This window comes from Paraoerskovia marina DSM 21750, from assembly GCF_000701465.1.
Taxonomy (GTDB): Bacteria; Actinomycetota; Actinomycetes; order Actinomycetales; family Cellulomonadaceae; genus Paraoerskovia; species Paraoerskovia marina.
Window position 1 is genome coordinate 42,829 of record NZ_JNIY01000005.1, and the last position, 26,549, is coordinate 69,377.

At 72.1% G+C, this 26,549-nt stretch carries 25 protein-coding genes and 1 tRNA gene; 16 read left to right on the plus strand and 10 right to left on the minus strand.

The genetic code is table 11. From position 1 onward, the window contains the following. Positions 1-22 precede the first annotated feature (22 nt). On the plus strand, positions 23-985 hold the full coding sequence (locus Q343_RS0109170; RefSeq protein WP_029253289.1) for a siderophore-interacting protein: 963 nt from the start codon (positions 23-25) through the stop codon (positions 983-985). A gap of 7 nt (positions 986-992) precedes the next feature. Here the strand turns inward: Q343_RS0109170 and Q343_RS0109175 are convergent, their stop codons facing one another. Both Q343_RS0109175 and Q343_RS0109180 read right to left on the minus strand, forming a co-directional pair. Next, positions 993-1,577, minus strand: coding sequence for a YbaK/EbsC family protein (locus Q343_RS0109175; protein ID WP_029253290.1), 585 nt, complete (start codon positions 1,575-1,577; stop codon positions 993-995). Then, positions 1,574-2,128 carry a YbhB/YbcL family Raf kinase inhibitor-like protein gene (locus tag Q343_RS0109180; RefSeq protein ID WP_029253291.1) on the minus strand — a complete coding sequence of 185 codons (555 nt, stop codon included), beginning with the start codon at positions 2,126-2,128 and terminating at the stop codon, positions 1,574-1,576. The genes Q343_RS0109175 and Q343_RS0109180 overlap by 4 nt, the downstream gene beginning before the upstream one ends. Positions 2,129-2,277: 149 nt before the next feature. Between Q343_RS0109180 and Q343_RS14555 the strand changes: the two genes are divergently transcribed. From Q343_RS14555 to Q343_RS0109195, 3 genes are read left to right on the plus strand one after another with little or no spacing between them, the layout of a single operon-like run. Continuing rightward, entirely contained in the window at positions 2,278-3,087 is an 810-nt protein-coding gene (locus Q343_RS14555) for a hypothetical protein (RefSeq protein WP_052367072.1), read from the plus strand. Then, on the plus strand, positions 3,084-4,676 hold the full coding sequence (locus Q343_RS0109190; RefSeq protein ID WP_029253293.1) for a DNA polymerase Y family protein: 1,593 nt from the start codon (positions 3,084-3,086) through the stop codon (positions 4,674-4,676). The genes Q343_RS14555 and Q343_RS0109190 overlap by 4 nt, the downstream gene beginning before the upstream one ends. After that, the gene (locus Q343_RS0109195; RefSeq protein WP_029253294.1) at positions 4,669-8,061 is read left to right on the plus strand and encodes an error-prone DNA polymerase; all 3,393 of its coding nucleotides are present in this window, start codon (positions 4,669-4,671) and stop codon (positions 8,059-8,061) included. The genes Q343_RS0109190 and Q343_RS0109195 overlap by 8 nt, the downstream gene beginning before the upstream one ends. A 9-nt stretch (positions 8,062-8,070) precedes the next feature. On the opposite strand, the gene Q343_RS0109200 is transcribed toward Q343_RS0109195, so the two are convergent. The 3 genes from Q343_RS0109200 to Q343_RS0109210 form a co-directional block, all read right to left on the minus strand. Then, entirely contained in the window at positions 8,071-8,898 is an 828-nt protein-coding gene (locus tag Q343_RS0109200) for a serine protein kinase RIO (RefSeq protein ID WP_029253295.1), read from the minus strand. An 87-nt stretch (positions 8,899-8,985) separates the two neighbouring features. After that, on the minus strand, positions 8,986-9,792 hold the full coding sequence (locus Q343_RS0109205; protein WP_029253296.1) for a metal-dependent hydrolase: 807 nt from the start codon (positions 9,790-9,792) through the stop codon (positions 8,986-8,988). A 273-nt stretch (positions 9,793-10,065) separates the two neighbouring features. Further along, positions 10,066-10,150: transfer RNA gene (locus Q343_RS0109210), tRNA-Leu, on the minus strand. Between the two features lie 133 nt (positions 10,151-10,283). Here Q343_RS0109210 and ald point away from each other — a divergent pair. From ald to Q343_RS0109225, 3 genes are all read left to right on the plus strand, one after another. Then, the gene (ald, locus tag Q343_RS0109215; protein ID WP_029253297.1) at positions 10,284-11,393 is read left to right on the plus strand and encodes an alanine dehydrogenase; all 1,110 of its coding nucleotides are present in this window, start codon (positions 10,284-10,286) and stop codon (positions 11,391-11,393) included. A gap of 61 nt (positions 11,394-11,454) precedes the next feature. Continuing rightward, on the plus strand, positions 11,455-12,075 hold the full coding sequence (locus Q343_RS0109220) for a GNAT family N-acetyltransferase (protein ID WP_029253298.1): 621 nt from the start codon (positions 11,455-11,457) through the stop codon (positions 12,073-12,075). Then, entirely contained in the window at positions 12,072-13,403 is a 1,332-nt protein-coding gene (locus Q343_RS0109225; RefSeq protein WP_029253299.1) for a M20/M25/M40 family metallo-hydrolase, read from the plus strand. Before Q343_RS0109220 ends, Q343_RS0109225 begins: the two co-directional genes overlap by 4 nt. Positions 13,404-13,428: 25 nt before the next feature. On the opposite strand, the gene Q343_RS0109230 is transcribed toward Q343_RS0109225, so the two are convergent. Both Q343_RS0109230 and Q343_RS0109235 read right to left on the minus strand, forming a co-directional pair. Next, positions 13,429-14,229, minus strand: a complete 801-nt coding sequence (locus Q343_RS0109230; RefSeq protein ID WP_029253300.1) for a fructosamine kinase family protein — start codon at positions 14,227-14,229, stop codon at positions 13,429-13,431. Beyond that, positions 14,226-14,447 (minus strand): DUF5703 family protein, encoded by a 222-nt coding sequence (locus tag Q343_RS0109235; RefSeq protein WP_029253301.1) that lies wholly within the window; start codon positions 14,445-14,447, stop codon positions 14,226-14,228. Before Q343_RS0109235 ends, Q343_RS0109230 begins: the two co-directional genes overlap by 4 nt. Positions 14,448-14,530: 83 nt before the next feature. Here Q343_RS0109235 and Q343_RS0109240 point away from each other — a divergent pair, with 83 nt between their 5' ends. Continuing rightward, entirely contained in the window at positions 14,531-14,836 is a 306-nt protein-coding gene (locus Q343_RS0109240; protein WP_029253302.1) for a hypothetical protein, read from the plus strand. A gap of 88 nt (positions 14,837-14,924) precedes the next feature. On the opposite strand, the gene Q343_RS0109245 is transcribed toward Q343_RS0109240, so the two are convergent. Beyond that, a complete protein-coding gene (locus tag Q343_RS0109245; RefSeq protein ID WP_029253303.1) occupies positions 14,925-15,890 on the minus strand; it encodes an aldo/keto reductase in 966 nt (321 codons plus the stop codon). A 71-nt stretch (positions 15,891-15,961) separates the two neighbouring features. Here Q343_RS0109245 and Q343_RS0109250 point away from each other — a divergent pair, with 71 nt between their 5' ends. Continuing rightward, positions 15,962-16,828, plus strand: a complete 867-nt coding sequence (locus tag Q343_RS0109250; RefSeq protein ID WP_029253304.1) for an undecaprenyl-diphosphate phosphatase — start codon at positions 15,962-15,964, stop codon at positions 16,826-16,828. A gap of 71 nt (positions 16,829-16,899) precedes the next feature. Beyond that, on the plus strand, positions 16,900-18,171 hold the full coding sequence (gene mshC, locus Q343_RS0109255; protein WP_029253305.1) for a cysteine--1-D-myo-inosityl 2-amino-2-deoxy-alpha-D-glucopyranoside ligase: 1,272 nt from the start codon (positions 16,900-16,902) through the stop codon (positions 18,169-18,171). Positions 18,172-18,187: 16 nt separating this feature from the next. Here the strand turns inward: mshC and Q343_RS0109260 are convergent, their stop codons facing one another. Further along, positions 18,188-19,054 (minus strand): PAC2 family protein, encoded by an 867-nt coding sequence (locus Q343_RS0109260; RefSeq protein WP_029253306.1) that lies wholly within the window; start codon positions 19,052-19,054, stop codon positions 18,188-18,190. A 42-nt stretch (positions 19,055-19,096) separates the two neighbouring features. Between Q343_RS0109260 and Q343_RS0109265 the strand changes: the two genes are divergently transcribed. Continuing rightward, positions 19,097-19,804, plus strand: coding sequence for an HAD family hydrolase (locus tag Q343_RS0109265; RefSeq protein WP_043109938.1), 708 nt, complete (start codon positions 19,097-19,099; stop codon positions 19,802-19,804). Here the strand turns inward: Q343_RS0109265 and Q343_RS0109270 are convergent. Beyond that, entirely contained in the window at positions 19,801-20,664 is an 864-nt protein-coding gene (locus Q343_RS0109270) for a RecB family exonuclease (protein WP_029253308.1), read from the minus strand. The two genes, Q343_RS0109265 and Q343_RS0109270, sit on opposite strands and share 4 nt — an antisense overlap. 70 nt (positions 20,665-20,734) lie before the next feature. Here Q343_RS0109270 and Q343_RS0109275 point away from each other — a divergent pair, with 70 nt between their 5' ends. The 5 genes from Q343_RS0109275 to Q343_RS0109295 all read left to right on the plus strand — a co-directional run bounded on the left by Q343_RS0109275 (position 20,735) and on the right by Q343_RS0109295 (position 26,543). Further along, entirely contained in the window at positions 20,735-21,892 is a 1,158-nt protein-coding gene (locus Q343_RS0109275; RefSeq protein WP_155990702.1) for a site-2 protease family protein, read from the plus strand. A 26-nt stretch (positions 21,893-21,918) separates the two neighbouring features. Next, complete coding sequence (locus Q343_RS0109280) at positions 21,919-22,920, plus strand: tRNA (adenine-N1)-methyltransferase (protein ID WP_029253310.1); 1,002 nt, start codon at positions 21,919-21,921, stop codon at positions 22,918-22,920. A 107-nt stretch (positions 22,921-23,027) separates the two neighbouring features. Beyond that, positions 23,028-24,659 (plus strand): proteasome ATPase, encoded by a 1,632-nt coding sequence (gene arc, locus Q343_RS0109285; RefSeq protein WP_029253311.1) that lies wholly within the window; start codon positions 23,028-23,030, stop codon positions 24,657-24,659. 40 nt (positions 24,660-24,699) lie between these two features. Beyond that, positions 24,700-26,304: a depupylase/deamidase Dop gene (gene dop, locus Q343_RS0109290; RefSeq protein ID WP_043109939.1), complete on the plus strand. Its 1,605-nt coding sequence runs from the start codon at positions 24,700-24,702 to the stop codon at positions 26,302-26,304. 53 nt (positions 26,305-26,357) lie between these two features. Next, entirely contained in the window at positions 26,358-26,543 is a 186-nt protein-coding gene (locus Q343_RS0109295; protein ID WP_029253313.1) for a ubiquitin-like protein Pup, read from the plus strand. Positions 26,544-26,549: the final 6 nt, after the last annotated feature.

The window sequence follows — 26,549 nt, forward strand, 5'->3', positions numbered from 1 at the left end:
TTCTTAGGTTAGCCTTCCCATCATGACGCAGAGTGTCGACCTCGCACAGGTCACCGAACGGCCGTACCGGATGTTCGACGTGACGGTGGCTCGCGTCACCCGACTCTGTGCCTCGTTCGTCCGCGTGACCTTCACCGGAAACGACCTCGACGCCTTCGCCGACAACGGACGCGACCAGCGCATCAAGTTCGTCCTTCCCGCCCCCGACGGCGGATACGTGCACCTCGACCGCAGCCCCGAGTGGTACGCCGCCTGGCGTGCTCAGCCCGAGGAGCGTCGCAACCCTCTGCGCACCTACACGGTGCGGGCGGTCCGGCACGACCGCAAGGAGGTCGACGTCGACGTCGTCCTGCACGGCGACCTCGGTCCCGCCTCGCGGTGGGCGCTCGCCGCAGGCCCCGGTACCCCGCTGGTCCTCCTGGGGCCCAACGCGCGGCACGAGGGCCCGACCGGTGGTGTGGAGTTCGCCCCGCCCGCCTGCAGCCACGCCCTGCTGCTCGCCGGTGACGAGACGGCGGTCCCGGCGATCACGTCGATCTGTGAGTCCCTCCCGGAGGACGCCCTCGGCGAGATCTTCCTCGAGGTCCCCACGGCGGACGACACGTGGACGTTCGACGTCCCCGCAGGTGTGCGCGTCACCTGGTTGCCCCGGGACGGTGCCCTCCACGGCGAACGGCTCGAGCCCGCTGTGAAGGACGCCGCCGACCGCCTCCTCTCCATGGGAGTGCGGCGCTCGCAGGACGAGGTCGTGACCGGGAACGACGTGGCCTTCGAGGACGTGGACCTCGACCACGGGATCCTCTGGGAGGTCCCGGTCGACGAGAACGGTGCGGCCCTCGTCCAGGACACGGTGCTCTACGCGTGGCTGGCCGGCGAGGCGGGCGTGATCAAGTCGTTGCGCCGGTATCTCGTGCGCGACCTCGGTGTCGACCGCCGCTCGGTGGCCTTCATGGGCTACTGGCGTCAGGGGCGCTCCGAGGGCTGAGCCCCGTTCAGGTCTGCACGATCGGCAGCGCCAGGTCCTCGACGACCTCGACCGGCGGGAACGTGGCCAGCAGGTCGCCCGGGAGCAGGATCTTCGAGCGGCGCAGCCCGCTCCCCATCAGGGCAGGAGCCCCCGGTGCGGTGACCCGGGAGTCGACGAGCACCCGCCACTGACCGGGGAGTCCGAGCGGTGTGATGCCGCCGAACTCCATCCCCGACTCCGCCACGGCGCGGTCGTGCGCGAGGAACGACGCCTTGCGGGCGTCGAGCAGGGTCCGCACCCGACGGTTGACGTCGGCGCGTGTGGTCGCGAGCACGACGACGGCCGCGACTCTCTCCTCCCCGCCCCGTCTGCCCGCGACAAGGACGCAGTTCGCCGAGGCCGAGGGCGGGAGCTCGTGCACCGCGTTGAGGGTGGCGGTGTCGGCATGGTCGGGGTCGATCTCGGTGACCGCGACCTCGTGGCGGACGCGGGGCTCGTCCTCGGCCCAGGCGGCGAGCGCGTCGCGGACGGGGTCCGCCAGCAGGTCCGGCCGGTCGAGCGCCGGCGTCCACGGGAGGCTGCCGAGCCGGGGGAGTGCCGGCTCGCTCACTCGTCCTCCTCGGCGGGGATCTCGTACGTCGCGGTCAGGGTGGCGCGGGCGACGGTGTGGAAGAGGGCGGTGAAGGCGACCGCGGTCGGGGTCGCGTCCGGGTCGAGGCCGAGGGTCTCGACGTCGAGGGCGTGGACCGCGAACACGTACCGGTGCTCCCGGTCCCCGGGGGGTGGGGCGGCCCCGGTGTATCCGGTCCCGCCGCCGTCGTTGCGCACCTGGAAGGCGGGGGCCGGCAGGGCGGAGCCGCCGTCGTCACCTCCGGCGCCTGTCGGCAGGGAGAGGGCATCGGCAGGAATGTCGACGACGGTCCAGTGCCAGAAGCCGGCAGGGGTGGGGGCGTCGGGGTCGAAGCAGCTGACGAGGAACGACCGGGTCTCCTCGGGGAACCCGGACCACCCCAGGGCCGGGGAGAGGTCGTCGCCACGGGCGGCGTGGGCGTCGTCGAGCGGTTCGCCGTCGGTGAGGTCCGTGCTCGTCAGCGTGAAGGACGGTACCGCCGGCAGCTGGGCGTAGGGATCGGGGGCGACGGGTCGGTCGGTGATGTTCATGCCTCCCATCGTGCACAGGAACACAGGATCGGCACCAGGCGGGCGGGCTCCGGTTGACATGTGTTCGAGGAGAGCGAAAACTGATGACTGTTCGAACAGGTGTTCGAACAGTGCTCCGATCGAACGGTGCGCAGGATCGGGGAGGTGGCATGAGGGGTACGACGTCGTCGACCGCGCCCTCGCACGATCGCGCGGCACGGGCGCGCGCCGCCCTGGTCGCCGCCGAGCGCAGGACCGGCGTGGCCCACGCGGTGGCTCCGGCACCTCTGCCCGGGCTCCGGCACGCACCGGTGATCTCACCCCGCGCGACGGCGGAGTCCTCTCCGGCTTCCGAGCGCTTCTGGCCGGTGCACCCGGAGCTGGAGCCCCTGCTGCCGCAGGGGGCGCTGCACCGCGGGACCACGATCGTCGTCCGGCACTCGACGACGCTGCTGCTCTCGCTCGTCGCGCAGGCCTCTGCCGCGGGGGCCTGGACCGTCATGGTCGGGCACCCTCGGGTGGGCATGGTGGCCGCCGCGGACGCCGGTGTCGAGCTCACGCGCACGGCACTCGTCCCCGCACCGGGCCCGCAGGCCCCGGCGGCGATCGCCGCGCTGCTCGACGGCCTGGACCTGGTGGTGCTCGGGCCGGACGCCCCGGTCACGCCGGCCGACCGGCGTCGGCTCTCCTCCCGTGCCCGGGAACGAGGCGCGGTCCTCGTCTCGGCCACGGAGTGGGAGGAGGCGCACCTCGTCCTGAGGGCGGGACCGGGGACCTGGTCGGGGATCGACGACGGCGCTGGGTGGTTGCGGAGCCGTCGCCTCACGGTCGAGCGCACAGGGCGTGGAGAGGCGGCCCGCCCGGTCCGCTACGAGATCGAGCTGCCCCTGCGTGCCCCGGCACCCGGACGCGCGCCGGGTGCGGTCGACGACCTCCCCGGTGCGGACGGGCCGCACCCTGCCCTCAGGCTCGTCGGATGAGCGCGACCAGGACCGCCGTGCTGTGGGTGCCGGACTGGCCGGTGCTCGCCGCGATGGCGGTCATGCAGGTGCCGGCGCACACCCCGGCCGCCATCTGTGCCGCGCACCGTATCACCGCGGTCTCCAGCACCGCGCGGGCCCACGGGGTGCGGCGCGGGATGCGTCGCCGCCGTGCCCAGGAGCTCTGCCCGGACCTGGAGCTGCTGGCTCCCGACGACTCCCGGGACGCGCGGGAGTTCGAGCCGGTGGCCGTCGCCGTGGAGAAGGTCGTGGCGGGGATCGAGATCGCCCGTCCGGGGCTCCTCTTTCTACCCGCCGCGGGCGCGAGCCGTTATCACGGGTCGGAGGCGGCGCTCGCAGAGGCGCTGGTGAGCCAGGTGGCGGCGGACTCCGGCTTCGAGTCGCAGGTGGGGGTCGCCGACGGGGTGCTCGCCGCCGTGCTGGCGGCGCGCGGGGACGGGGTGGTCCCGCCGGGCGGGTCCGCAGCCTTTCTTGGTCCGCGACCCGTTCACGACCTCGTGCACGCCGCCGCAGGAGGGGGCGTGGAGGTGCGTGCCGTCTCTGAGCTGACCGATCTCCTGGGACGTCTGGGCATCTCGACCCTCGGCGCCTTGGCAGCGTTGCCGGGCTCGAGCATGGGTATGCGCTTCGGGGCCCTCGGGGAGTGGGCGCACGCGATGGCCGGCGGGGCCGACCTCCGGCCCCCGGGGCGGCGTCGGGTCGAGCCCGACATCGCCGTCGTCACCGCCCTGGACCCTCCTGCCGAGCGGGTCGACGTCGCGACCTTCGCCGCCCGGAGGCTCGCCGAGGACCTGCATGCCCGGCTCGTCCGGGCAGGGGTGTCGGCCGGGCGGCTCCGGATCGGTGCGCGTACCGAGTCGGGTGGTGAGCTGGAGCGGACGTGGCGATGCGGGGACGACGCCGTGGGAGGACTCAGCGCCGCACGGATCACCGAGCGCGTGCGCTGGCAGCTGGACGGCTGGCTCACCGGATCTGCCGTGCGCGGTGTGCAGCCCGGCAACCTCGTCGAGCTGTCGATCCGGGCCGAGGACGTGATCGCCGCAGGGACCCAGCAGCCCCGCCTCTGGGGCGCGTCCAGCGGCGAGGACCATCGCGCGCGCAGGGCGCTCGTCCGCGTCCAGGGCCTCCTCGGCGGGGACGCGGTCGTCACCGTCGAGCTGCAGGGAGGGCGGGACGACCGGGACCGCGTCCACCTGGTGCCCTTCGGTGAGCAGGTGCCCCCTGAGCGGGACCCGGCGCTTCCCTGGCCCGGTCGGCTGCCGCACCCTGCTCCCGCCACCGTCCTTCCGGTCGCGCGGGACGTCGTCGTGCTCGACGAGAACGGCGGCCCGGTGACGATCGACGTCCGGCTGGCGATGAGCGGGACGCCCGCGTCGCTGCGCGACGGCTCTCCGTCGAGAGAGCATCACGTGATCCAGGCCTGGGCGGGGCCCTGGCCGATGGCCGAGCGCTGGTGGACCCCCGCACCACGTCGCCGGGTGTATCTCCAGGTCGTGCTCGACGACGGGACGGGACTGCTCCTCGCGTCGACGGCGGGCCGCTGGGCCGTGGAGGCGATCTATGACTAGGCCCCGGTACGCCGAGCTGCACGCGCACTCGGCCTTCAGCTTTCTCGACGGTGCCTCGCACCCGGAAGAGCTGGCTGCGGAGGCGGCACGACTGGGTCTCTCGGCACTCGCCCTCACGGACCACGACGGGTTGTACGGGGTGGTGCGCTTCGCGCAGGCGGCACGCGCGGTCGAGCTCCCGACCGTCTTCGGCGCGGAGCTGCACCTGCCGAGGGCACAGGGTCGGGCGGCCAGGCCGGTGCTCGACGCGCCGACGGGGGTGCCGGACCCCCGGGCAGAGCACCTGCTGGTCCTGGCTCGTGGGGCGGACGGCTACCGTCGGCTCTCCTCGGCCGTCGCCACGGCCCACCTGGCGACGGGGAGCAAGGGTGCGGCGCAATACACGCTGGAGGAGCTGGGGGAGAGGGCGGACGGGCACTGGCTCGTCCTGACCGGCTGTCGCAAGGGCGCGGTCCGCCATGCCCTGACCGGAGGCGGTCCGACCGTCCGGGGGGAGGCCGGGTACGCGGCCGCGCGGCGTGAGCTCGCGCGGCTCGTCGACTGCTTCGGTCGGGAGAACGTCGCGGTCGAGATCACGGACGGGGGCGGACCACAGGACAGCGTGGTGTGCGACGCGCTCGTCGCGCTCTCCGAGGATGCGGGCCTGCCTGTCGTCGCGACGGGCAACGTGCACTACGCCCGGCCGCGCGACGCGGACCTCGCCGGGGCACTGGCGGCGGTGCGTGCGCGGTCCTCGCTCGACGACATGGACGGGTGGCTCCCGGGAGCCCCCACGGCACACCTGCGCTCCGCCGCCGAGATGCTCGACCGCCACCGACGGCACCCGCGGGCGGTCGAGACGGCGGCGGCCCTGGGGGAGGAGTGCGCCTTCGACCTCTCGCTCGTGGCGCCCCGGCTCCCGCCCTACCCCGTGCCCACGGGGCACGACGAGGCCTCCTGGTTGCGGGTGCTGACCGAGCGAGGAGCGACCGAGCGCTACGGACCGAGGCCCGCGGGAGGGCACCGAGAGACGGGTCGAGGAACCGGCGGTCCCGGAACGGGCGTTCCGGGAACGGAGGGTCTGAACGAGCGCGCCTGGGCACAGATCGACCACGAGCTGCAGGTGATCACCGACCTGAACTTCCCCGGGTACTTTCTCGTCGTCTACGACCTCGTGGAGTTCTGCCGCACGCGGGGCATCCTCGCGCAGGGTCGCGGGTCCGCCGCGAACTCGGCCGTCTGCTTCGCCCTCGGTATCACGGCCGTCGACGCCGTACGGCACGGGCTGCTGTTCGAGCGCTTTCTCGCCCCGGAGCGCGACGGGCCCCCGGACATCGACATCGACATCGAGTCCCGTCGACGGGAGGAGGTCATCCAGCACGTCTACGAGCGCTTCGGCCGGACCCATGCGGCGCAGGTCGCGAACGTCATCTCCTACCGACCCCGTTCGGCCGTCCGGGACGCCGCCCGCGCCCTGGGCCACGACGTCGGGCAGCAGGACGCATGGAGCAAGTCGATCGAGCGGTGGGGGTCGTTGCGCGCCCCCGCGCAACCCACCGGGGAGGCGGCCGTGCAGACGCGCACGGCCGCCCGGGACCGGCGGCAGCAGGAGATCTGGGGGCCGCCCACGGACGGGGCCGCCGACGACAGGCACGACGTCGTCCCACGTCGCCGCCCGGAGTCCGCGGCCGAGGAGGGGGAGATCCCGGAGCCCGTGCTCGCTCTCGCCGAACGGTTCCTGCGTCTCCCGCGTCACCTCGGGATCCACTCGGGCGGCATGGTGATGTGCGACCGGCCAGTGATCGACGTCTGCCCGGTGGAGTGGGCGCGGATGGAGGGGCGCACGGTCCTGCAGTGGGACAAGGAGGACTGTGCCGACGCGGGCCTGGTGAAGTTCGACCTGCTCGGCCTCGGGATGCTGACGGCGCTGCGGCTCGCGTTCGAGTCCGTCGCGGAGCACGAGGGGGTCGAGCTCACCCTGCACGGGCTCCCGCCCGAGGACCCCGCGGTCTACGACCTGCTCTGCGCGGCGGACACCGTCGGCGTCTTCCAGGTCGAGTCCCGTGCGCAGATGTCGACGCTCCCGAGGCTGCAGCCCCGCTGCTTCTACGACATCGTCATCGAGGTCGCGCTCATCCGTCCGGGGCCGATCCAGGGCGGCTCGGTGCACCCGTACATCGAACGGCACGCTGGACGTGAGCCCGTGACGTACCTGCACCCGCTGCTCGAGAAGTCGCTCGCCAAGACCCTCGGAGTCCCGCTCTTCCAGGAGCAGCTGATGCAGATGGCGATCGACGCGGCGGACTTCACCCCCGCGGAGGCGGACCAGCTGCGCCGGGCGATGGGGTCGAAGAGGTCGGCCGAACGGATGCAGGCGTTGCGGGAGCGGCTCATGGCCGGGATGGCCCGCAAGGGTGTCGACGGTGACGCGAGGGAGAAGATCTTCGACAAGCTCAAGGCGTTCGCCGACTTCGGCTTCCCCGAGTCGCACGCCTACTCGTTCGCGTTCCTCGTCTACGCGAGCTCGTGGCTGAAGGTCCATCACCCGGCGGCGTTCTACGCCGGGCTTCTTGCCGCGCAGCCGATGGGGTTCTACTCGCCGCAGTCGCTCGCCGCCGACGCACGCCGGCACGGTGTCCAGGTGCTGCGCCCCGACGTCAACGCCTCGCGCGCGCAGGCCTGCGTGGAACGGCTCGAGGACGGCTCGCTCGCCGTACGGACCGGTCTGGTGGCGGTGCGGAGCATCAGTGAGGCGCTCGCGGACGAGATCGTCCGGGTCAGGCAGGAGGGAGAGTTCGGCGGTCTGCGCGACCTGGCCCGCCGGGTGGACCTGACCACGGGCCAGATCGAGGCACTGGCGACCGGGGGAGCGCTGGAGTCCCTGGGGGTGGGACGACGCGAGGCGCTGTGGGCGGCGGGAGCGCTGGCCCAGGAAGGCCCGGGAACCCTGCCGGGGGTCAGCGTCGGTGTGGAGGCGCCGACCCTTCCCGGGATGTCGGCCGTCGAGCAGGACGTCGCCGACGTCTGGGCGACGGGTGTCTCCCCGGAGAGCTTTCCCACCCAGCACCTGCGGGAGGGGCTGGCGCGCGCGGGCGTGCTCACCGTCCAGGACGTGACGGAGGTGGAGCACGGTCGTCGCGTCGCCGTCGGAGGAGTGGTGACCCACCGACAGCGCCCGGGGACGGCCGGCGGGGTGACCTTCCTGTCGGTGGAGGACGAGACGGGGATCCTGAACGTGATCTGCTCCCCGGGGCTGTGGAAGAGATTCCGGCCGGTCGCGCGGTCGGCGGCGGCGATGGTGGTCCGCGGGCGGGTGGAACGGGCCGACGGCGCGACGAATCTCGTGGCCGAGCATCTGGCGGCCCTGCGCCTCCCGGTGGCGTCGACGTCGCGTGACTTCAGGTGACCAGGCGGGCTACCAGGCGCGGGAGAGGAGATCGGCGAACAGCTCGCCGTCGTCGACGTCGAGGCCACGGGATCGGAACCAGTCGCCCATCGTGCGACAGTCACGATAGAGGATGTCCTGGGCGTTCGGGTTGGCGGCGAGGTCCACGGCCTGCGGGACGTCGATGACGACGACCCGGTCGCCGTCGGCGAGGACGTTGTACGGGGACAGGTCCCCGTGCGCGAACCCGTCGGCCGCGAGCACGACCATCACGGCGCGCACCTGCTCGTACCAGCGGGAGAGGGTCGCGCCGTCGGGCCGCGTCTGCGCGAGCCGAGGTGCCGCGACGCCGTCCCGCGACCCGACGAACTCCATGAGCACCTCGGTGCCGTCGACCTGCACCGGGTACGGCACCGACGCGCCCTGCGCCCACAGCGAGCTCAGCATCTCGAACTCCGCGCGAGCCCACTGGCCCGCGGCGACGCTCCGGCCGTGTGCCGTACCGCGGTCGAGGGCTCGCTGGTCGCGGGACCGTCGGACGCGTCGTCCCTCGGTGTACGCGCTGCTGCGGTGGAACTGGCGATGGTCCGGGGACCTGTACCGCTTCGCGGCCAGGAGCGAGGAGGCGCCGTCAGGAACGCCCCGTTCGACGAGGAAGACGTCGGCCTCCTTGCCCGTCTTCAGGACGCCGAGCTCGGTGTCGACCGCGGCATCGGCGGTCACGACCCAGTCGGGCCTCGGCTCCGGTCCGCGTGCGCCCCGCTCCACCGCACCCCAGGTGGACCATCGTCTGTCCGGCCCGAGCGCGGCGTCCAGAGCGCCAACGGTCGAGTCCCACGGAACCTGGTTCGTCGTCATCCCGGCCAGCATCGCCCCGGAGCACCCGGTGGGACAACGGAATTTACGGCGGGCGGTGCCAGAGCGGGCGACGGGCGGTGCAGGGCGTCAGCCGAGCGCACCGGCCGTGGCGTCGATCAGGCCCTGGGTGTCGAAGCCCATCTGCGTCAGGAGAGCCCAGAGCACCCCGACCGTGGCGTAGATGCTGACGGGGATCATGACGAGCCACTCGCGCCAGGACCCGGCGTCGCCGAGCAAGGGGACCGCGAAGTGCCCGCCGGGGCGCCAGACGTTGTCGATCACGACGGCGTTGCGCACCCAGCGGGGCGACTTGATCTCGATCGGCCACAGCAGCGGGCAGCCACCGGTCGTCAGGACGTCGCCGAGGATGTGCACCGACGTCCCCAGGGCGACGGCGACCGGAAGCCAGTTCCACTCCTCGGGGGCGAGCAGCGTGATGACGGCGGCGATCGTCAGCGACGCCGCCCAGGGTCCGAACTTCCGGTCTCGGGTGAGCTTGAGCGCACGCAGGGCGAACGCGACGAGCAGCACCGTCACGACCGCGGCGCCGACGCCGATCGTCCCGAACGCCTCGGTCTCGACCGTGACGAGACCGGCCGCCCAGGCGAGAGCGGTGAACACGGCGACCCCGAGGATCGAGTGCGTCCCGTTGCGGTGGCCCCCGGAGATGGCGGCGACGGCCCTGGTCACGCCCTCGGAGATCGGGGGGAGCGAGTGTGCGATCGTGCCGGAACGGTGGTCGGCGTCGGGGAGCAGCGCCGCGCCGGCACAGACGACGGCACCGGTCAGGACACCGACCTCCGAGACCGGGTGGAGGCCGAGCGCGAACGGGGCCGTCGAGGTCACGGCCACCCAGGCGGCCGCTCCGCTCGCGGCGTGGTGGCCACCCATCATGGTTCTGCACTCCTAGCGGTTCGCCCGGTTTCGCACGTTTGATCGAAACACACACTATCGCGGAGACGGGCCGTTAAATAGTGTGCCAAGCGGAGCAGTCTCGCTCTCACGCACACCAGGAACGGCTCGCCAGAGGCAGGGAGGGAGGTGCCGGCGCGGCAGTATGAGCGAGCTCTTCGTCAGCACTGATGCGATGCCGCCCCGGGCTCGACCGGGAGACGCACGAAGGCCCAGCGCTGTGCGCTGGGCCTTCGTGGTCGCTGTCTCAACGAGTGTCCGGAGGGGGACTTGAACCCCCACGCCCTAATACGGGCACTAGCACCTCAAGCTAGCGCGTCTACCATTCCGCCACCCGGACAGGTGGACCGTTCCGCCCCTTGCGGGCCGTTGCGGTGCGGGTAGAAAGATAGCACGGGAACGGGGGCAAACGTGAAATCGGTCTGAGGGCCTCCTCTGGTGGCGCACGGGTGCGGAAGGCGGAGACTGGTCGCATGAGGATCGGGATACCCACGGAGATCAAGAACCACGAGTACCGCGTCGCACTGACCCCGGCAGGGGCTCACCATCTCGTCACCAGCGGGCACGACGTCCTGGTGCAGAGCGGCGCCGGTGCCGGGTCGCACATCACGGACGAGGAGTACGCGGGCGTCGGTGCACGGATCGTGGACGCGGCGGACGACGCCTGGGCCGCCGACGTCGTGTGCAAGGTCAAGGAGCCGGTGCCCGAGGAGTACGGCCGGCTGCGTGACGGGCAGATCTTGTTCACGTACCTGCACCTCGCGGCGGACGAGAGCTGTACGAGAGCCCTGCTGGACGCCGGCACCACCGCGATCGCGTACGAGACCGTCCGGGCCAGGGACGGGTCGTTGCCGCTCCTCGCACCCATGAGCGAGGTGGCCGGACGGTTGGCCACCCAGGTCGGCGCGCACTACCTCCTGAGGTCGGACGGCGGCCGCGGCGTCCTGCTCGGCGGGGTGCCCGGCACCAGCCCGGGCAAGGTCGTGGTCCTCGGTGGCGGGTCGGTGGGGCGGCACGCTGCCGCGATCGCCGTCGGGCTGCGCGCCGACGTCACGGTGCTCGACATCTCGCTCCCGGTGCTGCGCGACGTCGACCGGCAGTTCGGCAGTCGCGTCCGCACCCTCGCGTCGACGACGCACGCGGTCGAGACCGAGCTGCTCGACGCCGATCTCGTCGTCGGGGCCGTCCTCGTCGCGGGGGCGCGCGCTCCACGCCTGGTCTCGCACGAGGTGGTCGAGTCGATGCAGCAAGGTTCCGTCCTGGTCGACGTCGCCGTCGACCAGGGCGGCTGCTTCGAGGACACGCGTCCGACGACGCACGACGACCCGGTCTTCGACGTCGCCGGGTCGACGTTCTACTGCGTCGCGAACATGCCGGGAATCGTGCCGGTGACGAGCACCCGGGCGCTCACCAGCGCGACCCTGCCGTACCTCTCCCGCATCGCCGACCACGGCCTGGGAGCGCTCGGGGACCCGAGTCTGCGGACCGGGCTCGCCACGCACCGCGGGGCGCTGACGAGCACGGAGGTCGCGGACGCCCACGATCTGCTCGCCTCGTCGGTCGACGGCGCGCTGGCGAGGTAGGTCGCAGGACATCGCCGGATCTCCCTCGATTCCCTCGTGCAGGCGTGCAAGGATTCGCCGTATGGAGCCGTTCCCCCTCATCAGCGACCGCGTCCGTCTGACGGTGCCGACCGCCAAGGACGTGAACCGCATCACGGAGATCTGCCAGGACGCCGACATCCAGCGGTGGACGGTCGTCCCGTCGCCCTACCACCCGTCCGACGCCGCCTGGTTCGTCGACGAGCTCGTCACGCCCGGGTGGGCGCAGGACACCGCGTACACGTGGGCGATCCGTCCCCACGGCGCGGGGTCGTCGAGCGACCTGGTCGGCATGATCGGGCTGACGGTCGACAGAACGGCGCCGTCTGCCGTCGACGCCGAGATCGGCTTCTGGCTCGATCCCGGTGCGCGGGGGCACGGGCTCGCGAGTGCCGCGAGCGACCTGGTCCTCGACTGGGCCTTTGACGCCGAGGGCCTCGACGCGGCCCGTGTCGTGTGGACCGCCTACGTCGGGAACTGGCAGTCCCGGCGGGTGGCCTGGCGGTGCGGGTTCACGTTCGAGGGGACGGTGCGACGCCACGCCGTCCAGCGTGGTGAGCGGCGCGACGCGTGGATCGCCACGCTGCTGCCGGGCGACGGACGTGAACCCGTGGCGCCCTGGCCGGACGACGCATCGACACGACTCCAGGAGGACGTCGTATGAACACCCCCCGCCCGCAGTCCGTCCCGTCCGCCGAGTCCGAGGTCGTCAGGATCTGCCGCGACCTGCTGCGGATCGACTCCTCGAACTTCGGCGACAACAGCGGCCCCGGTGAGCGGGCCTGCGCCGAGTACGTGATGGAGTCCCTGCACGAGGTCGGGCTCGAGCCCGAGCTGTTCGAGTCTGCCCCGGGTCGAGCCAACGTCGTCGTGCGTCTGCCGGGGCTCGACCGCTCACGGCCCGCGCTCGTGCTCCACGGTCATCTCGACGTCGTCCCGGCCCAGGCCGAGGACTGGCAGGTCGACCCGTTCGGCGGCGAGGAGACCGACGGGCTGCTGTGGGGCAGAGGAGCCGTCGACATGAAGGACATGGACGCGATGATCCTCGCGGTCGTCCGTCAGATGGTGCGCGAGGGTCGCAAGCCGGCCCGCGACGTCGTCGTCGCCTTCTTCGCCGACGAGGAGGCCGGCGGCGTCTACGGCGCGCGGTACGCGGTGGATCACCGGCCCGAGCTCTTCGAGGGCGCCAGCGAGGCGATCAGCGAGGTCGGTGGCTTCTCCGTGGAGATCGCGGGGCGTCGGACCTATCTGCTGCAGACCGCCGAGAAGGGACTTGCGTGGCTCCGGCTCGTCGCCGACGGGACGGCAGGCCACGGCTCGCAGATCAACGACGACAACGCCGTGACCCTCCTCGCCGAGGCGCTGACGCGGATCGGTCGCCACCAGTGGCCCTATCAGCTCACCCCGACGGTCGACGCACTCCTGCGGGGAGTGGCCGATCTCACCGGGCTGCCGTTCGACGCCGAGGACCGTGGCTCCGTCGACGCGCTCGTCGGTGCTCTCGGTCCGGTGCAGAAGTTCGTCGGCGCGACGGTGCAGCACACCTCGAACCCGACGCAGCTCGACGCCGGGTACAAGGCGAACGTGATTCCCGGGCGCGCGACCGCAGCGCTCGACGCACGGTTCCTGCCCGGCCTCGAGGACGAGGGGATGGCGACGATCCGCGAGCTTGCGGGGCCAGGTATCTCCTTCGAGCCGATCCATCAGGACATCTCGCTCGAGGTGCCCTTCTCCGGGGCGCTCGTGGACCGGATGGTCGACGCCGTCACCTCCGAGGACCCCGGCGCGACGGTGCTGCCATACACGCTCTCGGGCGGGACGGACAACAAGTCCCTCTCACGCCTCGGAATCACGGGCTACGGGTTCGCCCCGCTGAGGCTTCCGGCCGAGCTCGACTTCTCGGGGATGTTCCACGGCATCGACGAGCGAGTGCCGACCGACGCGCTCAGGTTCGGGTGCAGGGTGCTCGACCGGCTTCTGCGCACCTGCTGATCGCCCGGTCTCGGCGGACATGGACCTAGCCGCCGAGTGCGTCGAGCATCCCCGCGAGCCTGGCGCGGTAGCCACCGCCGAACAGCACGGCGTGCACGGCCACGGGGTAGAGCTGGTGCAGGGTCGCGCGCCGCTCCCAGCCGGGCGGGATCGCGGACACGGAGCCGTACCCGGCGAAGATCTCGTCGAGGTGCGGTGCGCCGAACAGGGCGAGCATCGCGAGGTCGCTCTCGCGGTGGCCACCGTGTGCGGCAGGATCGACGAGGACCGCCTCCGTACCGTGGATGCCGGGGGTCCAGAGCAGGTTGCCGGACCAGAGGTCGCCGTGCACGCGCGCGGGGTCCGCGTCGCGGCACGGACCGCCACCCCATCGGCCGACGGCGTCGGCGGCACGCCGGAGCCGGTCGGCCTCCGGGCCCGTCAGTGCGCCCCGCTCGACCGCCTGGTCGGCCACAGGTCGTAGCCGTGCCTCGGCGTAGAACTCGGGCCAGGTCGACCACGTGCCGGCGGCGAGGGGGAGGGGGTCGTCGGTCGGACCGAAGAACCCGTCCCCGGTCGTGCCGGCCGGGGGCGCGCCGAAGCCCGGGGCCGCGGTCTCGTGGAGCCGTGCGAGCTTTACCCCGAACGACCGGGCTGCGCGGGCGTCGGGGGTCGCCGGGTCGATGCGCTCCAGGTCGAGGTGATCGGGGCCCACGTCCCGCACCCCCACGACCCGAGGGCCGGCAGGCACGTCGATCCACGCCAGTCCCGCGGCCTCACGTTCGAACAAGCCCGCGGGTGCACCGGCGCGTGACTTGCGAAAGGTGCTGCCGCGCTCGTCGGTCATAGCGTGCTGCGTGCCCGGATCACCTTCCGGCGCAGCGTGACGCGACGCTCACCACCCATCGCGATGCGCGTGCGCGCCAGCTCCCAACGCCCGTACTCGGCCTCGTCGGTCAGGACCTGGCGGGCGTCTCCGCCCGGGACGTCGCGTGAGAACGTCAGGACCCGGTACTCGTAGTGGCCATGGGTCGAGAACGCCGATCGGTATGCCGTTGGTCGCATCGCAAGTCCTCTCCACGTCGTCTCCGCCCGCGCCGGACGGATTCTGGATGCCATTGTGCACCGGGCGGGGATACGGTCAGGGTATGACCGTAGATCCGCGTGCCGCGCTCGACCGCCTCATCGCCGCGTTTGAGGCGCACCATGATGCCGTGCGTTCACGTATCGGTGACGAAGACCCGCGTGTCGACGACGCGTACTACGTGCTCGCCGACGCCTTCGAGGTCTACGACGAGTCGCTGGGGGAGCGGTACGGCGAGGCGACGCCGTTCGTCCTCGACGACGACTCGGACGACGACTCGGACGACGACGAAGACGATGACTCGGACGACGATGACGACGACGACTACGAGGACGTCGACCTGCACGACGACTCCGCGTCAGGTCGTTGACACGTCAGGCGGTTGACCGGCGGCGCGAGACGCGTTCGGTCCGGCCTGTCGTGGACATCGGTGGCACCGTGCCACGGCCGGCGACGACCTAGCGGTACTCGGGGTAGCCGAGCGAGGGTGCGCTGACCTCGTCGAGAGCTCCGACGACGGCGTGCGGCAGCACCAGGTCGGCGGCGGCGAGCGACGCCCGGAGCTGACCTGGAGTCCGTGCTCCGACGATCGCGCTCGCGACCCCGCGCGTGCCCAGCCAGGCCAGGGCCACCTCGAGCGGTTCGCGGCCCAGACCGTCGGCAGCGGTCGCGACGGCCTGGACGATGCTCGACGAGCGTCGGTCGAGATAGGGCTCGACGAAGCCGGCGAGGTGCGGGCTCGCGCCTCGGGAGTCGGCCGGAAGGGAGTCGCGGTACTTGCCCGTCAGCACGCCGCGCCCCAGCGGCGACCATGCGAGCACTCCGGCGCCGAGGCCGTCGGCGCAGTCCAGGACCTCGCGTTCCACCCCGCGCTCGAGGAGCGAGTACTCGACCTCGACGGCGGCGAGCTCGGCGTCCCCGGACGCCGCGAGCAGCGTCCCGACCTGCGCCGTGCGCCACCCGGGATGGTTCGACAGGCCGACGTAGCGGGCACGGCCGGAGTCGACGGCCCGGCGCAGGGCGGAGACCGTCTCGGCGGCAGGAGTTCGCGGGTCGGGCGCCTGGACGAGGAACAGATCGACGTGGTCGGTGCCGAGCCGGCGCAGCGACTCGTCGAGCGAGTCGAGGAGCGACGCACGGGACGCGTCCACGACGGTCCCGGCACGGGTGCGCCGTAGTCCCGCCTTGGTGCAGACGACGACGTCGGACCGGTCGACGTCGTTCGCCAGGACGTGCCCGAGCACGGACTCGCTGTCACCGTCCGCGTAGTGGGCCGCGGTGTCGACCAGAGACCCTCCGGCCTCGACGAAGCTCTTGATCTGCTCGGCGGCGTCCAGCTCGTCCGTGTCACGGCCCCAGGTGAGGGTGCCGAGCCCCAGTGCGGACACGTGCAGGCCCGTGCTGCCCAGCTGCCTCAGTTCCATGGGCTGCAGACTATCGACACCTGGTGCACGGCGCGTGGACCACCGCGCGAAGAACGGTAGGGTGACCGCTCGTGAACGCCTGGGAAGCAGTACTGCTGGGGCTCGTCCAGGGCCTGACCGAATTTCTCCCGATCTCGTCGAGTGCGCACCTGCGCATCGTCGGTGAGCTGATCGGGGAGTCCGACCCCGGGGCCGCGTTCACCGCGATCACCCAGATCGGCACGGAGGCCGCCGTGCTGCTGTACTTCCGTCACGACATCGCGACGATCTGCCGCGCCTGGTGGCGCGCCGTCTCGGGCAAGGACGGGACCGACCTGCGGTCGCGGTTCGGTGCGCACGACCCGCACGCCCGGATGGCCTGGTTCATCACGATCGGGTCCGTCCCGATCGGTGTGCTCGGTCTGCTCTTCCAGGACGCGATCGAGACGTCGCTCCGCAACCTCTACATCACGGCGTTCACCCTCGCGTTCTTCGGCATCCTCCTCGGGTGGGCGGACCGCATCGGCCGCAAGACCCGACCGCTCGAGGACCTCACCGTCGGACGCGCGATCGCGTACGGCTTCGCCCAGGCCCTCGCGCTCATCCCCGGTGTCTCCCGCTCGGGCGGGACGATCACCGCCGGGCTCCTGATGGGATTCACGCGCGAGGCTGCCGCTCGCTACTCGTTCCTGCTCGCGATACCCGCCGTGCTCGCGTCGGGACTCTTCCAGCTCGTGAAGTCGATCGCCGAGCCGGCCCAGGCCGGGGCACCCGGTGCCGCCGCGACGCTCGTCGCGACCCTCGTCGCCTTCGTCGTCGGGTACTTCGTCATCATCGTGTTCCTGAAGATCATCTCCACGTTCAGCTACATGCCGTTCGTCTACTACCGTATCGGCCTGGCGATCGTCGTGGTGATCCTTCTGGGGACGGGCGTCCTCGTCCCGCTGGGGTCGCCGTAGGGGCACCTCGGCGGCCAGGTCTCCGCCGTCGGCCGGACCATCGTCAGGTGGGCGGCGGATAGAGTGGGCGCGTGCGTACCTGGCCCTCTCCTCATGTCCCGCAGATCCCCGGCACCGGCGACACCGTCCGGGTCCACGACAGCTCCACCGGTGAGCTGGTCGTCGCGTCCGAGTCGGATCTGGCGACCCTCTACGTCTGCGGGATCACCCCGTACGACGCGACGCACATCGGCCACGCGGCCACCTATGTCGCCTTCGACCTCCTGGTCCGCGCGTGGCTGGACGCGGGGCACGCGGTGCGCCTGGCGTCGAACGTCACGGACGTCGACGACCCCCTGCTCGAGCGCGCGCTGGCCACGGGGGTCCGCTGGCAGGACCTCGCGGCCGACCAGGTCGCTCTCTTCTCGGAGGACATGACCGCCCTCGGCGTCATCCCGCCCGACGTGTACGAGTCCGTCGTCGACACCGTGCCGCGTGTCCAGACCATCGTCGAGAAGCTCCTGGAGGAGGGCGCGGCCTACCGTGTCCCGCTCGAGGACGGTGCCGGCGGAGACCACCCGGAGCTGGGGGACGTGTACGCCGATCTCGCGGCGGACCGTCACTTCGGCGAGGTCTCGGGCTTCGACGACGCCACGATGCGGGCGCTGTTCGCCGAGCGGGGCGGCGACCCGGAACGGCCGGGCAAGCGCAACGCCCTCGACCCGCTCCTCTGGCGCCGCGAGCGCGTCGGCGAGCCGGCCTGGACCGGCGGGGTGCTCGGCAGCGGACGGCCCGGCTGGCACGTGGAGTGCGCCGTGATCGCCTCGGACGGTCTCGGAGTTCCGTTCGACGTCCAGGGCGGCGGCGCCGACCTGCTCTTCCCGCACCACGAGATGTCGACGTCGCACGCGCGAGTCGCCGAGTCTGCCGGTGCGCGCACGCACGTCCACGCGGGACTCGTCGCCTACCAGGGCGAGAAGATGAGCAAGTCCCTCGGGAACCTCGTGCTCGTGTCGGGGCTTCGACGGGACGGTGTCGACCCGATGGCGATCCGCCTCGCCGTGCTCGCGCACCACTACCGGTCCGACTGGGAGTGGACGGACGAGGGCCTCGCCGAGGCGGTCACGCGGTGGGAACGCTGGCGCTCCGCGATGTCGGGCAACGGCGGTCCGTCCCCCGAGGGCACGATCCGCCGGGTCCGTGCGGCGATGGCGGACGACCTGGACGCGCCGACCGCGCTCGGGGCGGTCGACGCCTGGGCGGACGTGGCGCTGACCGAGGGGCGCGACACCACGCAGGACACGGACGGGGCACCGGGCGTTCTCGCCCGCGCGGTCGACGCGCTGCTCGGCATCCGTCTCTGACGGGCGGTCGACCCCGCTAGCGGCCCGTCGCTCCGTCGCCGCGACGACGCAGGAACCGCTCGAACTCGCGGGCGATCGCCTCGCCGCTCGCCTCGGGGAGGTCCGCCGTGTCCTTCGCCTTCTCCAGCTCGCGGACGTACTCGGCGATCTCGCCGTCCTCCGCCGCCAGCTCGTCCACGCCGTGCTGCCACGCCTCCGCGTCCACCGGCAGCTCGCCGAGCGGGATCGGCTCCCCGAGCAGCTCCTCGAGGCGGGTGAGGATCGTCAGGGCGGCCTTCGGCGACGGCGGGTGCGCGACGTAGTGCGGAACAGCCGCCCACAGGGACGCGGCCTGCAACCCGCGCGCCGTCGCGGTGTGCTCCAGCACCCCGACGATCCCGACCGGGCCGTCGTAGGTGCTCGACTCGACGTCGAGCACCGCGCGGAGGCCGACGCTCTCCGACGTGATGGTCAGTGGGATCGGTCGCGTGTGCGGCACGTCGGCCAGGAGCGCACCCAGCGTGACCACCGTGTCGACGTCGTGCGCCTCGGCGATGTCGAGCAGCTCGCCGCAGAAGGTCCGCCAGCGCATGCTCGGCTCGATGCCGTGGACCAGGACGACCTGGCGCCCGGACTCGGGGACCCGCGCCGTCGAGACCCGGGTGGCGGGCCAGCTCAGGACGCGCTCACCCGTCTCCGTGGTGGACACCTCCGGTCGGGTCACCTGGAAGTCGTGGTAGTCCTCCGGGTCGATCTCGGCGATCTGCTGCGCGTCCCACACGTCGTGCAGGTGCTTCACGACGGCGCTCGCGGCTCCGCCGGCGTCGTTCCAGCCCTCGAAGGCCGCGACGAGGACGGTGCGGAGCTGCTCGCGGTCGCCGGGGCTCGTCGTCGAATCGTTCATCCGTCCACCCTATGGCTTGCCGACGCAACCTACGATGGGGCCATGCCCGATCTCGCCGAGCCCGACCGCCCGCTGCCCGCAGCCCTGCTGCTCGACATGGACGGCACCCTGATCGACAGCGAGCCGTACTGGATGGCGGTGGAGCAGGAGCTCATCGCCCGGCACGGCGGGGTGTGGACCCACGAGGACGCGCTCGGCCTGGTCGGCAACCCCCTCGGCCTCTCGGCACGGACCCTGCAGCAGGCCGGCGTCCGGCTCGAGGTCGACGAGATCGTCGAGTTCCTCCTGTCCCGGGTGGCCGAGCAGGTCCGCGAGCACGTCCCCTGGCGTCCAGGGGCGCACCGGCTGCTGGAGACCGCCCGGAGCGCGGGCATCCCGTGCGCACTGGTCACGATGTCCTACCGCGTGCTCGCCACGAGCCTGCTCGACGCGGCGCCCTCGGGTGCGTTCACGGTGGCCGTCTGCGGGGACGACGTCCGGCACGGAAAGCCCGACCCGGAGCCCTACCTGCGCGCCGCGGAGCTGCTCGGGGTCGACGTGCGTGACTGCGTGGCGGTCGAGGACTCGCCGCCGGGCATCGCCTCGGCCCTGGCCTCGGGCGCCGCGACCGTGGGCGTCGCGGCGATCGTCCCGGTCCCGCCCCGTGCGGGCCTGAACCGGCTCGCGTCGCTCGAGGACCTCGACACCGCCATGCTGTCGCGCGTCGTCGGTGGCGAACTCGTCGACCTCGTGGCGTCGTCGGGACACTAGGCCCGGTCGGGACGAACGCCGAGAGCGACCTCGACGCGCCCCTCGGGGACGGGTGGCGGGGTTCCGCCGAACTCCGGGCAGATCGCCTGGTGGGCGCACCAGCCGCACAGAGCGCTCCGGCGCGGCGTCCACCCGCCCGTCCGGCCCGCGGTCCGGATCGCCTCCCAGAGGGCGCGGACCTTCGCCTCGGTCGCCTCCAGATCGGCGCGCGTGGGCTCCGCGCGCAGGATCCGTCCGTCGCCGAGGTAGACGAGCTGAAGCATGCGCGGGACCTCGCCACGCTCACGCCAGAGGACGAGGCCGTAGAAGCGCATCTGGAACAGGGCCGAACCCTGGTACGCAGGCCGGGGCGACTTCCCGGACTTGTAGTCGACGACCCGGAGCGCGCCGTCGGGCGCCACGTCGAGCCGGTCGATCACACCGCGCAGCCGTGGTCCGTCGGGCAGGTCGCTGCTCACGCGCAGCTCGCGCCCCGCGGGCTCGAGCCGGTTGGGGTCTTCGAGCGTGAAGTAGGTCGAGACGAGGCGGCCGGCATCGGCGAGCCATCGGTCGAGCTCCTCCGCGCCGGTCACGAGCTCGGCGTACTGCGGGTTCGTCGACCGCAGCGACTCCCACGCTGCCGGGAGGAGCCCCTGCGCGGCCTCCGGCGTCCGGCCACCGAGCGGGAGGTCGTAGAGCTCTTCCAGGACGCTGTGCACAAGAGTGCCCCGCGCCGCCGCCTCGCTCGGCGGCTCGGGGAGCCGGTCGACCACGCGGAACCGGAACAGCAGGGGGCACTGCATGAAGTCGTTCGCGCGCGACGGCGAGAGCCCGGGAACGTAGGCCGGGTCGCCGTCCGCCGTGCTGCTCGTCGCCGTCATGCCGCCCAGCGTACGGCGGACCGGTGACGCTCCCGACGGGGCGTGTCGGCGCGGCGACTACGCTGGTGCGGTGACATCGCCGAGCATGCCGCCCCGCACCGACCCCCCGCGCAGCCGAGGACTCGTCCTCGGCCGGATCGCCGACGCGCCGGTGGTCCTCACGCCGAGCTGGGCCATCGCCGCGGTCGTCCTGACGATCGTCTTCGCCCCGACGGTCCGGTTCTACGCACCCGGCCAGACCGGTGTGATCTACGGGGTCTCGTTCGCGTTTGTCGTGCTCCTGTTCGGCTCCGTCTTTCTCCACGAGGTCTCGCACGCGCTCGTCGCGCGCGCTCGCGGGCAGCACGTGACCGAGCTCGCGATCACGGTCTGGGGCGGGCACACGGCGTTCACCGGGTCGTTGAGGCGTCCGCGCGACGCCTTCTGGGTGGCGGTCGTCGGCCCGCTCACCAACCTGGTGCTCGCCGGGGGGTTCTGGTTCCTGTTCGAGCTGCGCACCGGCACCGTGCTCGTCTGGCTCCTGTGCTATGCGGCGGCCGTGTCGAACGCCTTCGTCGGACTGTTCAACCTCATCCCCGGGCTCCCGCTGGACGGGGGACAGATGCTGGCGGCCGCCGTCTGGGCGGCGACGGGCTCGCAGGACCGGGGGACGGTCGTGGCCGGGTACGTCGGCCGCGTGGTCGCCGTCGGCTCGGTGCTCGCCGTGATCGCGGTCCCGCTCGCCCAGGGCGGGACCGTCGAGCCGTTCCTGGTCATCTGGGCCGTGTTCATCGGCATGTTCCTCTGGTCCGGTGCCTCCGGGGCGATCCGCAGCGGTCGGGCGCGGGCACGTCTGGCACATCTCGACGTGAGCACGTTCATGCACCCGGCGGCGACGGTCCCCGCCGACGGTACGGTCGCGGACACCGCGGCCGCGGGTCGCGGTGCCGGCGCCTGGGCCGTCGTGATCCTGGACGGGACCGGTCGGCCGGTCGGGGTCGTCGACCCCGCCAACGCGGCGCAGGTCCCCGCCGACCGTCTGACCACGACCAGCGTCTGGGCCGTCGCGCACCGGCTGCCGCTCGAGGCGCTGCTCCGTTCCACCAGTGCAGGACCGGACCTCGTCGCCGGCGTCGTCGCCGCCGCGCCGGGCACGAGCGTCGTGCCGGTGGTCGACGAGACCGGCACCGTCGTCGGCGTCGTGCTCGTCCGGGAGGTGCTCGCGGCGGTCCGCGGGACGTCGGCCTGACCCGACCCCCCGTAGGATGGTCCGTCGTGACCACCAGCGCAGACGCACCGACCACCCGAGCCACCGGCGCGGCCGAGCGACGCGGACCTCTGCGCGTCGGCGACCGCGTCCAGCTGACCGACCCGAAGGGACGGCTGCACACGATCGTGCTGGCGCCCGAGGGGACGTTCCACACGCACAAGGGCTACTTCCGCCACGACGACCTGATCGGACGTCCGGAAGGCTCCGTCGTCGCGAACACCGCGGGGATCGAGTACGTGGCGCTGCGCCCGTTGCTGTCCGACTACGTGCTCTCGATGCCGCGCGGCGCCGCGGTGATCTACCCCAAGGACGCGGGGCAGATCGTGCAGATGGCCGACATCTACCCGGGTGCGCGTGTCGTCGAGGCAGGCGTCGGCTCCGGCGCCCTCTCGATGTCGCTCCTGCGGGCCGTCGGCGACGACGGCTCCCTGCACTCGATCGAGCGTCGTGAGGACTTCGCGGCGATCGCCCGCGGCAACGTCGAGAACTTCTTCGGCGGACCGCACCCAGCCTGGCAGCTGTCCGTCGGGGACTTCGCGGACGTCCTCCCGCAGATCGCCGAGCCCGGGGCCGTCGACCGCATCGTGCTCGACATGCTCGCCCCGTGGGAGAACATCGACGCGGCCGCGACCGCGCTCGTGCCCGGAGGCGTGCTGATCTGTTATGTCGCCACCGCGACGCAGCTCTCCCGGACGGCCGAGGACCTGCGTGCGGACGGCCGTTTCACCGAGCCTTCCGCGTGGGAGTCGATGAACCGTGGTTGGCACCTGGAGGGTCTCGCGGTCCGTCCGGAGCACCGGATGATCGGGCACACAGGGTTCCTTCTCTCGGCCCGTCGCATGGCCGACGGCGAGGAGGCGCCGGAGCGCCGCCGCCGTCCCGCCAAGGGTGCCTACCCGACCGGCGACGAGGGGACCTGGTCGCCGGAGGAGCTCGGCGAGCGTGCCGTCTCGGACAAGAAGCTGCGCCGGGTCCGTCGCGACGTGGGGCAGGCGCCCGAGGTCTGAGCCCTGCCCGACAGGTGAGTGCACGACGCGGACGGCGGCGGTGTGTATAGGGTCGACGTATTCCAGACGGGCCGTCGCCCGCCTGTTCCGTCGAAAGGGGAAGCCCGATGCCCACGACCCCCGCACCGGACCTCGAACGCCAGGTCACGATCCTCTCCGCCAAGAACGAGCGTCTCGCCGAGGCGCTGCGCGCGGCCCGTGACCAGATCGTCGACCTGCGCACCCAGATCGACGAGCTCGCGAAGCCGCCGGGGACGTACGCCGTCTTTCTCGGGTCTCACGACGACGGAAGCGTCGACATCTCGGCCTCCGGACGCAAGATGCACGTCGGCTCGAGTCCCGCGCTCGACGTCACGACGCTGCAGCCTGGCCAGGAGGTCAAGCTCAACGAGGCGATGACGGTCGTCGCCGCCGGCGGGTACGAGAGCACCGGCGAGCTCGTGACGGTCAAGGAGATGCTGGGCGACGGCCGGGCCGTCGTCGTCGGACGCACCGACGACGAGCGCGTCGTGCGTCTCGCCGGCTCCCTCGCCGCGACCACGCTGCGCACGGGCGACAGCCTGACGATCGACACACGCAGCGGCTTCGTCTTCGAGGTGGTGCCGAAGTCGGAGGTCGAGGAGCTGATCCTCGAGGAGGTGCCGGACGTCGACTACTCCGCGATCGGTGGGCTGGGGCCGCAGATCGAGCAGATCCGCGACGCCGTCGAGCTGCCGTTCACGCACCCGGACCTCTTCCGCGAGCACGGGCTCCGGCCGCCCAAGGGAATCCTGCTCTACGGGCCTCCCGGGTGCGGCAAGACGCTGATCGCGAAGGCCGTCGCCAACTCGCTCGCGCAGACGGTCGCACGGGCACGAGGAGTCGACGGGGCCGAGAACGTGCGCAGCTTCTTCCTGAACGTCAAGGGCCCCGAGCTCCTGAACAAGTACGTCGGGGAGACGGAGCGCCACATCCGGCTGATCTTCGCCCGTGCACGCGAGAAGGCGTCCCAGGGCACGCCCGTGGTGGTGTTCTTCGACGAGATGGAGTCGCTCTTCCGCACCCGCGGCACCGGGAAGTCGTCCGACGTGGAGACGACGATCGTCCCGCAGCTCCTCAGCGAGATCGACGGTGTCGAGCGCCTCGACAACGTCATCGTGATCGGTGCGTCGAACCGCGAGGACATGATCGACCCCGCGATCCTGCGACCGGGTCGCCTCGACGTCAAGATCAAGGTGGAGCGTCCGGACGCCGAGGGCTCGCGCGAGATCTTCGGCAAGTACCTCACGGACGACCTTCCCATCCACGAGGACGACCTCGCGGTGAACGGCGGCTCCCGGGCTGCCGCGGTGGACGCGATGATCCGGTCCGTCGTCGAGCGGATGTACTCCGAGGCGGACGAGAACAAGTTCCTCGAGGTCACCTACGCGAGCGGAGACAAGGAGATCCTGTACTTCAAGGACTTCAACTCCGGCGCCATGATCCAGAACATCGTCGACCGGGCCAAGAAGGCGGCGATCAAGGACCTCCTGTCGACGGGCCAGCGGGGAATCCGTGTCGACCACCTGCTCTCGGCGTGCGTCGACGAGTTCCGGGAGAACGAGGACCTGCCCAACACGACCAACCCGGACGACTGGGCACGGATCTCGGGGAAGAAGGGCGAACGGATCGTCTTCATCCGCACGATCGTGCAGAAGGAGGGCGACGGCGCGGTCCCGCGCACGATCGACACGGTCTCGAGCACGGGTCAGTACCTCTAGCACCGAGCCCTACAGTGGTCCTGTGACTGCGCGCAGAGTGATGGGGATCGAGACCGAGTACGGAGTGCTGCAGTCGGGGCGGCCCCTGGCCAACCCGATGCTGATGTCCAGCCAGATCGTGACCACGTACCGTGCGCTCGCGCAGAGTCCTGCCGGCCAGCTGGCCCGTGCACGCTGGGACTACGACGACGAGGACCCGCTCGCCGACGCCCGGGGATTCCGGCTGGACCGGGCCTCCGCGCACCCGTCGCTGCTGACGGACGACCCGACGAGACCGGCACCGTCGGGCGAGACGGAGGCGTTCCAGCGGATCGAGCGTCCGAGCGTCGAGGCGTACGACGACCCGAGCGCCGCGAACGCCATCCTGACCAACGGCGCGCGCCTCTACGTCGACCACGCACACCCCGAGTACTCGTCGCCCGAGGTGACGAACCCGTTGGACGCCGTGCGCTGGGACGTCGCCGGTGAGCGAGTGGTCCTCGCCGCGTCGCGCTCGCTCGCCCAGGTCGGGATCGACGTCGTGCCGTACAAGAACAACGTCGACGGCAAGGGCGCGAGCTACGGGACGCACGAGAACTTCCTCGTCGACCGCGACCTGCCCTTCGACACGCTCGTCGACGGTCTGACGCCGTTCCTCGTGACGCGGCAGGTCTTCGCCGGGTCGGGACGTGTCGGGCTCGGTCAGACCGGTCAGCACGCCGGCTTCCAGATCTCCCAGCGGGCCGACTACGTCGAGGCCGAGGTGGGGCTCGAGACGACGCTTCGTCGGCCGATCGTCAACACACGGGACGAGCCGCACGCCGAGCGCTCGCGGTGGCGGCGGCTCCACCTGATCATCGGGGACGCGAACCTCTTCGAGACCGCGACCTACCTCAAGCTCGGGACGACGTCGCTCGTCCTGTGGCTCCTCGAGAACCTGGGCGCGCTCGCGGAGCGCGGCCTGGACACCGCCGCGCGGCTCAGGGAGCTGCGTCTGGCTGATCCCGTGGCCGACACACAGCTCGTCAGCCGGGACCTGGACCTCTCCACCCCGCTGCGGCTGGCGTCGGGAGAGACGGCGACCGCCCTGGAGATCCAGAAGCGCTACCTCGCGGTCGTCCGCGAGGCGCAGGACGCTCTCGGCGGGCCGGACGAGATCACCGCCGAGGTTCTCGACCGCTGGACCTCGGTGCTCGACCGTCTCGGCCGTGACCTCGGCGAGTGCACCCGAGACGTGGAGTGGGTGGCCAAGCTGCGCCTGCTCGACCGGATGCGTCGCCGTGACGGGCTGGCGTGGGACCACCCGCGCCTCGCCGCGCTGGATCTCCAGTGGTCGGACGTCCGTCCCGAGCGGGGTGTGTACCACCGGCTCGTCGCCGCGGACGCGGTCGACCGGCTCGTCGACGAGGGTGAGGTGGCCCGCGCCGTCCACCATGCGCCGACGGACACGCGTGCGTACTTCCGCGGCGAGGTCGTCGCGCGCTACGGGGGGCAGGTGTCGGCCGCGAGCTGGGACTCGGTGATCTTCGACGTGCCGGGAGCGCAGTCGTTGCAGCGGGTGCCGATGCTCGACCCGCACCGCGGTACGCGTGAGGACCTCGGCGCCCTGCTCGACGCGAGCCCCGACGCGCGGTCTCTCCTGGCGGGCCTTTCCGGCACGGCGTAGGCAGAAGGGCCTAGTGTGGGACCTGCCTGGAGCACATCGACCGAGGAGACGCCATGGCTGGTCAGGAACGCATCTCGAACCCGGGCGGACGTCCCGACGACGACGCCGCCGAGGTGGCCGCACCCGTCGTCCGCAAGGACGACGCCGAGGTCGACTCGTTGCTCGACGACATCGACGCGGTGCTGGAGTCGAACGCTGAGTCGTTCGTCCGCGGCTTCGTCCAGAAGGGCGGCCAGTAGGTCTCG

What these genes read in the sequence shown, in the direction of transcription:
- Q343_RS0109265 (WP_043109938.1), top strand. Translation starts at nt 19,097, where the DNA reads ATGCCCGATCTCGCCGAGCCCGACCGCCCGCTGCCCGCAGCCCTGCTG.
- Q343_RS0109240 (WP_029253302.1), top strand. Translation starts at nt 14,531, where the DNA reads ATGACCGTAGATCCGCGTGCCGCGCTCGACCGCCTCATCGCCGCGTTT.
- Q343_RS0109260 (WP_029253306.1), bottom strand. Translation starts at nt 19,054, where the DNA reads ATGAACGATTCGACGACGAGCCCCGGCGACCGCGAGCAGCTCCGCACC.
- Q343_RS0109220 (WP_029253298.1), top strand. Translation starts at nt 11,455, where the DNA reads ATGGAGCCGTTCCCCCTCATCAGCGACCGCGTCCGTCTGACGGTGCCG.
- Q343_RS0109190 (WP_029253293.1), top strand. Translation starts at nt 3,084, where the DNA reads ATGAGCGCGACCAGGACCGCCGTGCTGTGGGTGCCGGACTGGCCGGTG.
- Q343_RS0109225 (WP_029253299.1), top strand. Translation starts at nt 12,072, where the DNA reads ATGAACACCCCCCGCCCGCAGTCCGTCCCGTCCGCCGAGTCCGAGGTC.
- Q343_RS0109230 (WP_029253300.1), bottom strand. Translation starts at nt 14,229, where the DNA reads ATGACCGACGAGCGCGGCAGCACCTTTCGCAAGTCACGCGCCGGTGCA.
- Q343_RS14555 (WP_052367072.1), top strand. Translation starts at nt 2,278, where the DNA reads ATGAGGGGTACGACGTCGTCGACCGCGCCCTCGCACGATCGCGCGGCA.
- Q343_RS0109235 (WP_029253301.1), bottom strand. Translation starts at nt 14,447, where the DNA reads ATGCGACCAACGGCATACCGATCGGCGTTCTCGACCCATGGCCACTAC.
- Q343_RS0109180 (WP_029253291.1), bottom strand. Translation starts at nt 2,128, where the DNA reads ATGAACATCACCGACCGACCCGTCGCCCCCGATCCCTACGCCCAGCTG.
- ald (WP_029253297.1), top strand. Translation starts at nt 10,284, where the DNA reads ATGAGGATCGGGATACCCACGGAGATCAAGAACCACGAGTACCGCGTC.
- arc (WP_029253311.1), top strand. Translation starts at nt 23,028, where the DNA reads ATGCCCACGACCCCCGCACCGGACCTCGAACGCCAGGTCACGATCCTC.
- Q343_RS0109205 (WP_029253296.1), bottom strand. Translation starts at nt 9,792, where the DNA reads ATGATGGGTGGCCACCACGCCGCGAGCGGAGCGGCCGCCTGGGTGGCC.
- Q343_RS0109245 (WP_029253303.1), bottom strand. Translation starts at nt 15,890, where the DNA reads ATGGAACTGAGGCAGCTGGGCAGCACGGGCCTGCACGTGTCCGCACTG.
- Q343_RS0109170 (WP_029253289.1), top strand. Translation starts at nt 23, where the DNA reads ATGACGCAGAGTGTCGACCTCGCACAGGTCACCGAACGGCCGTACCGG.
- Q343_RS0109270 (WP_029253308.1), bottom strand. Translation starts at nt 20,664, where the DNA reads ATGACGGCGACGAGCAGCACGGCGGACGGCGACCCGGCCTACGTTCCC.
- Q343_RS0109295 (WP_029253313.1), top strand. Translation starts at nt 26,358, where the DNA reads ATGGCTGGTCAGGAACGCATCTCGAACCCGGGCGGACGTCCCGACGAC.
- Q343_RS0109200 (WP_029253295.1), bottom strand. Translation starts at nt 8,898, where the DNA reads ATGACGACGAACCAGGTTCCGTGGGACTCGACCGTTGGCGCTCTGGAC.
- dop (WP_043109939.1), top strand. Translation starts at nt 24,700, where the DNA reads ATGGGGATCGAGACCGAGTACGGAGTGCTGCAGTCGGGGCGGCCCCTG.
- Q343_RS0109195 (WP_029253294.1), top strand. Translation starts at nt 4,669, where the DNA reads ATGACTAGGCCCCGGTACGCCGAGCTGCACGCGCACTCGGCCTTCAGC.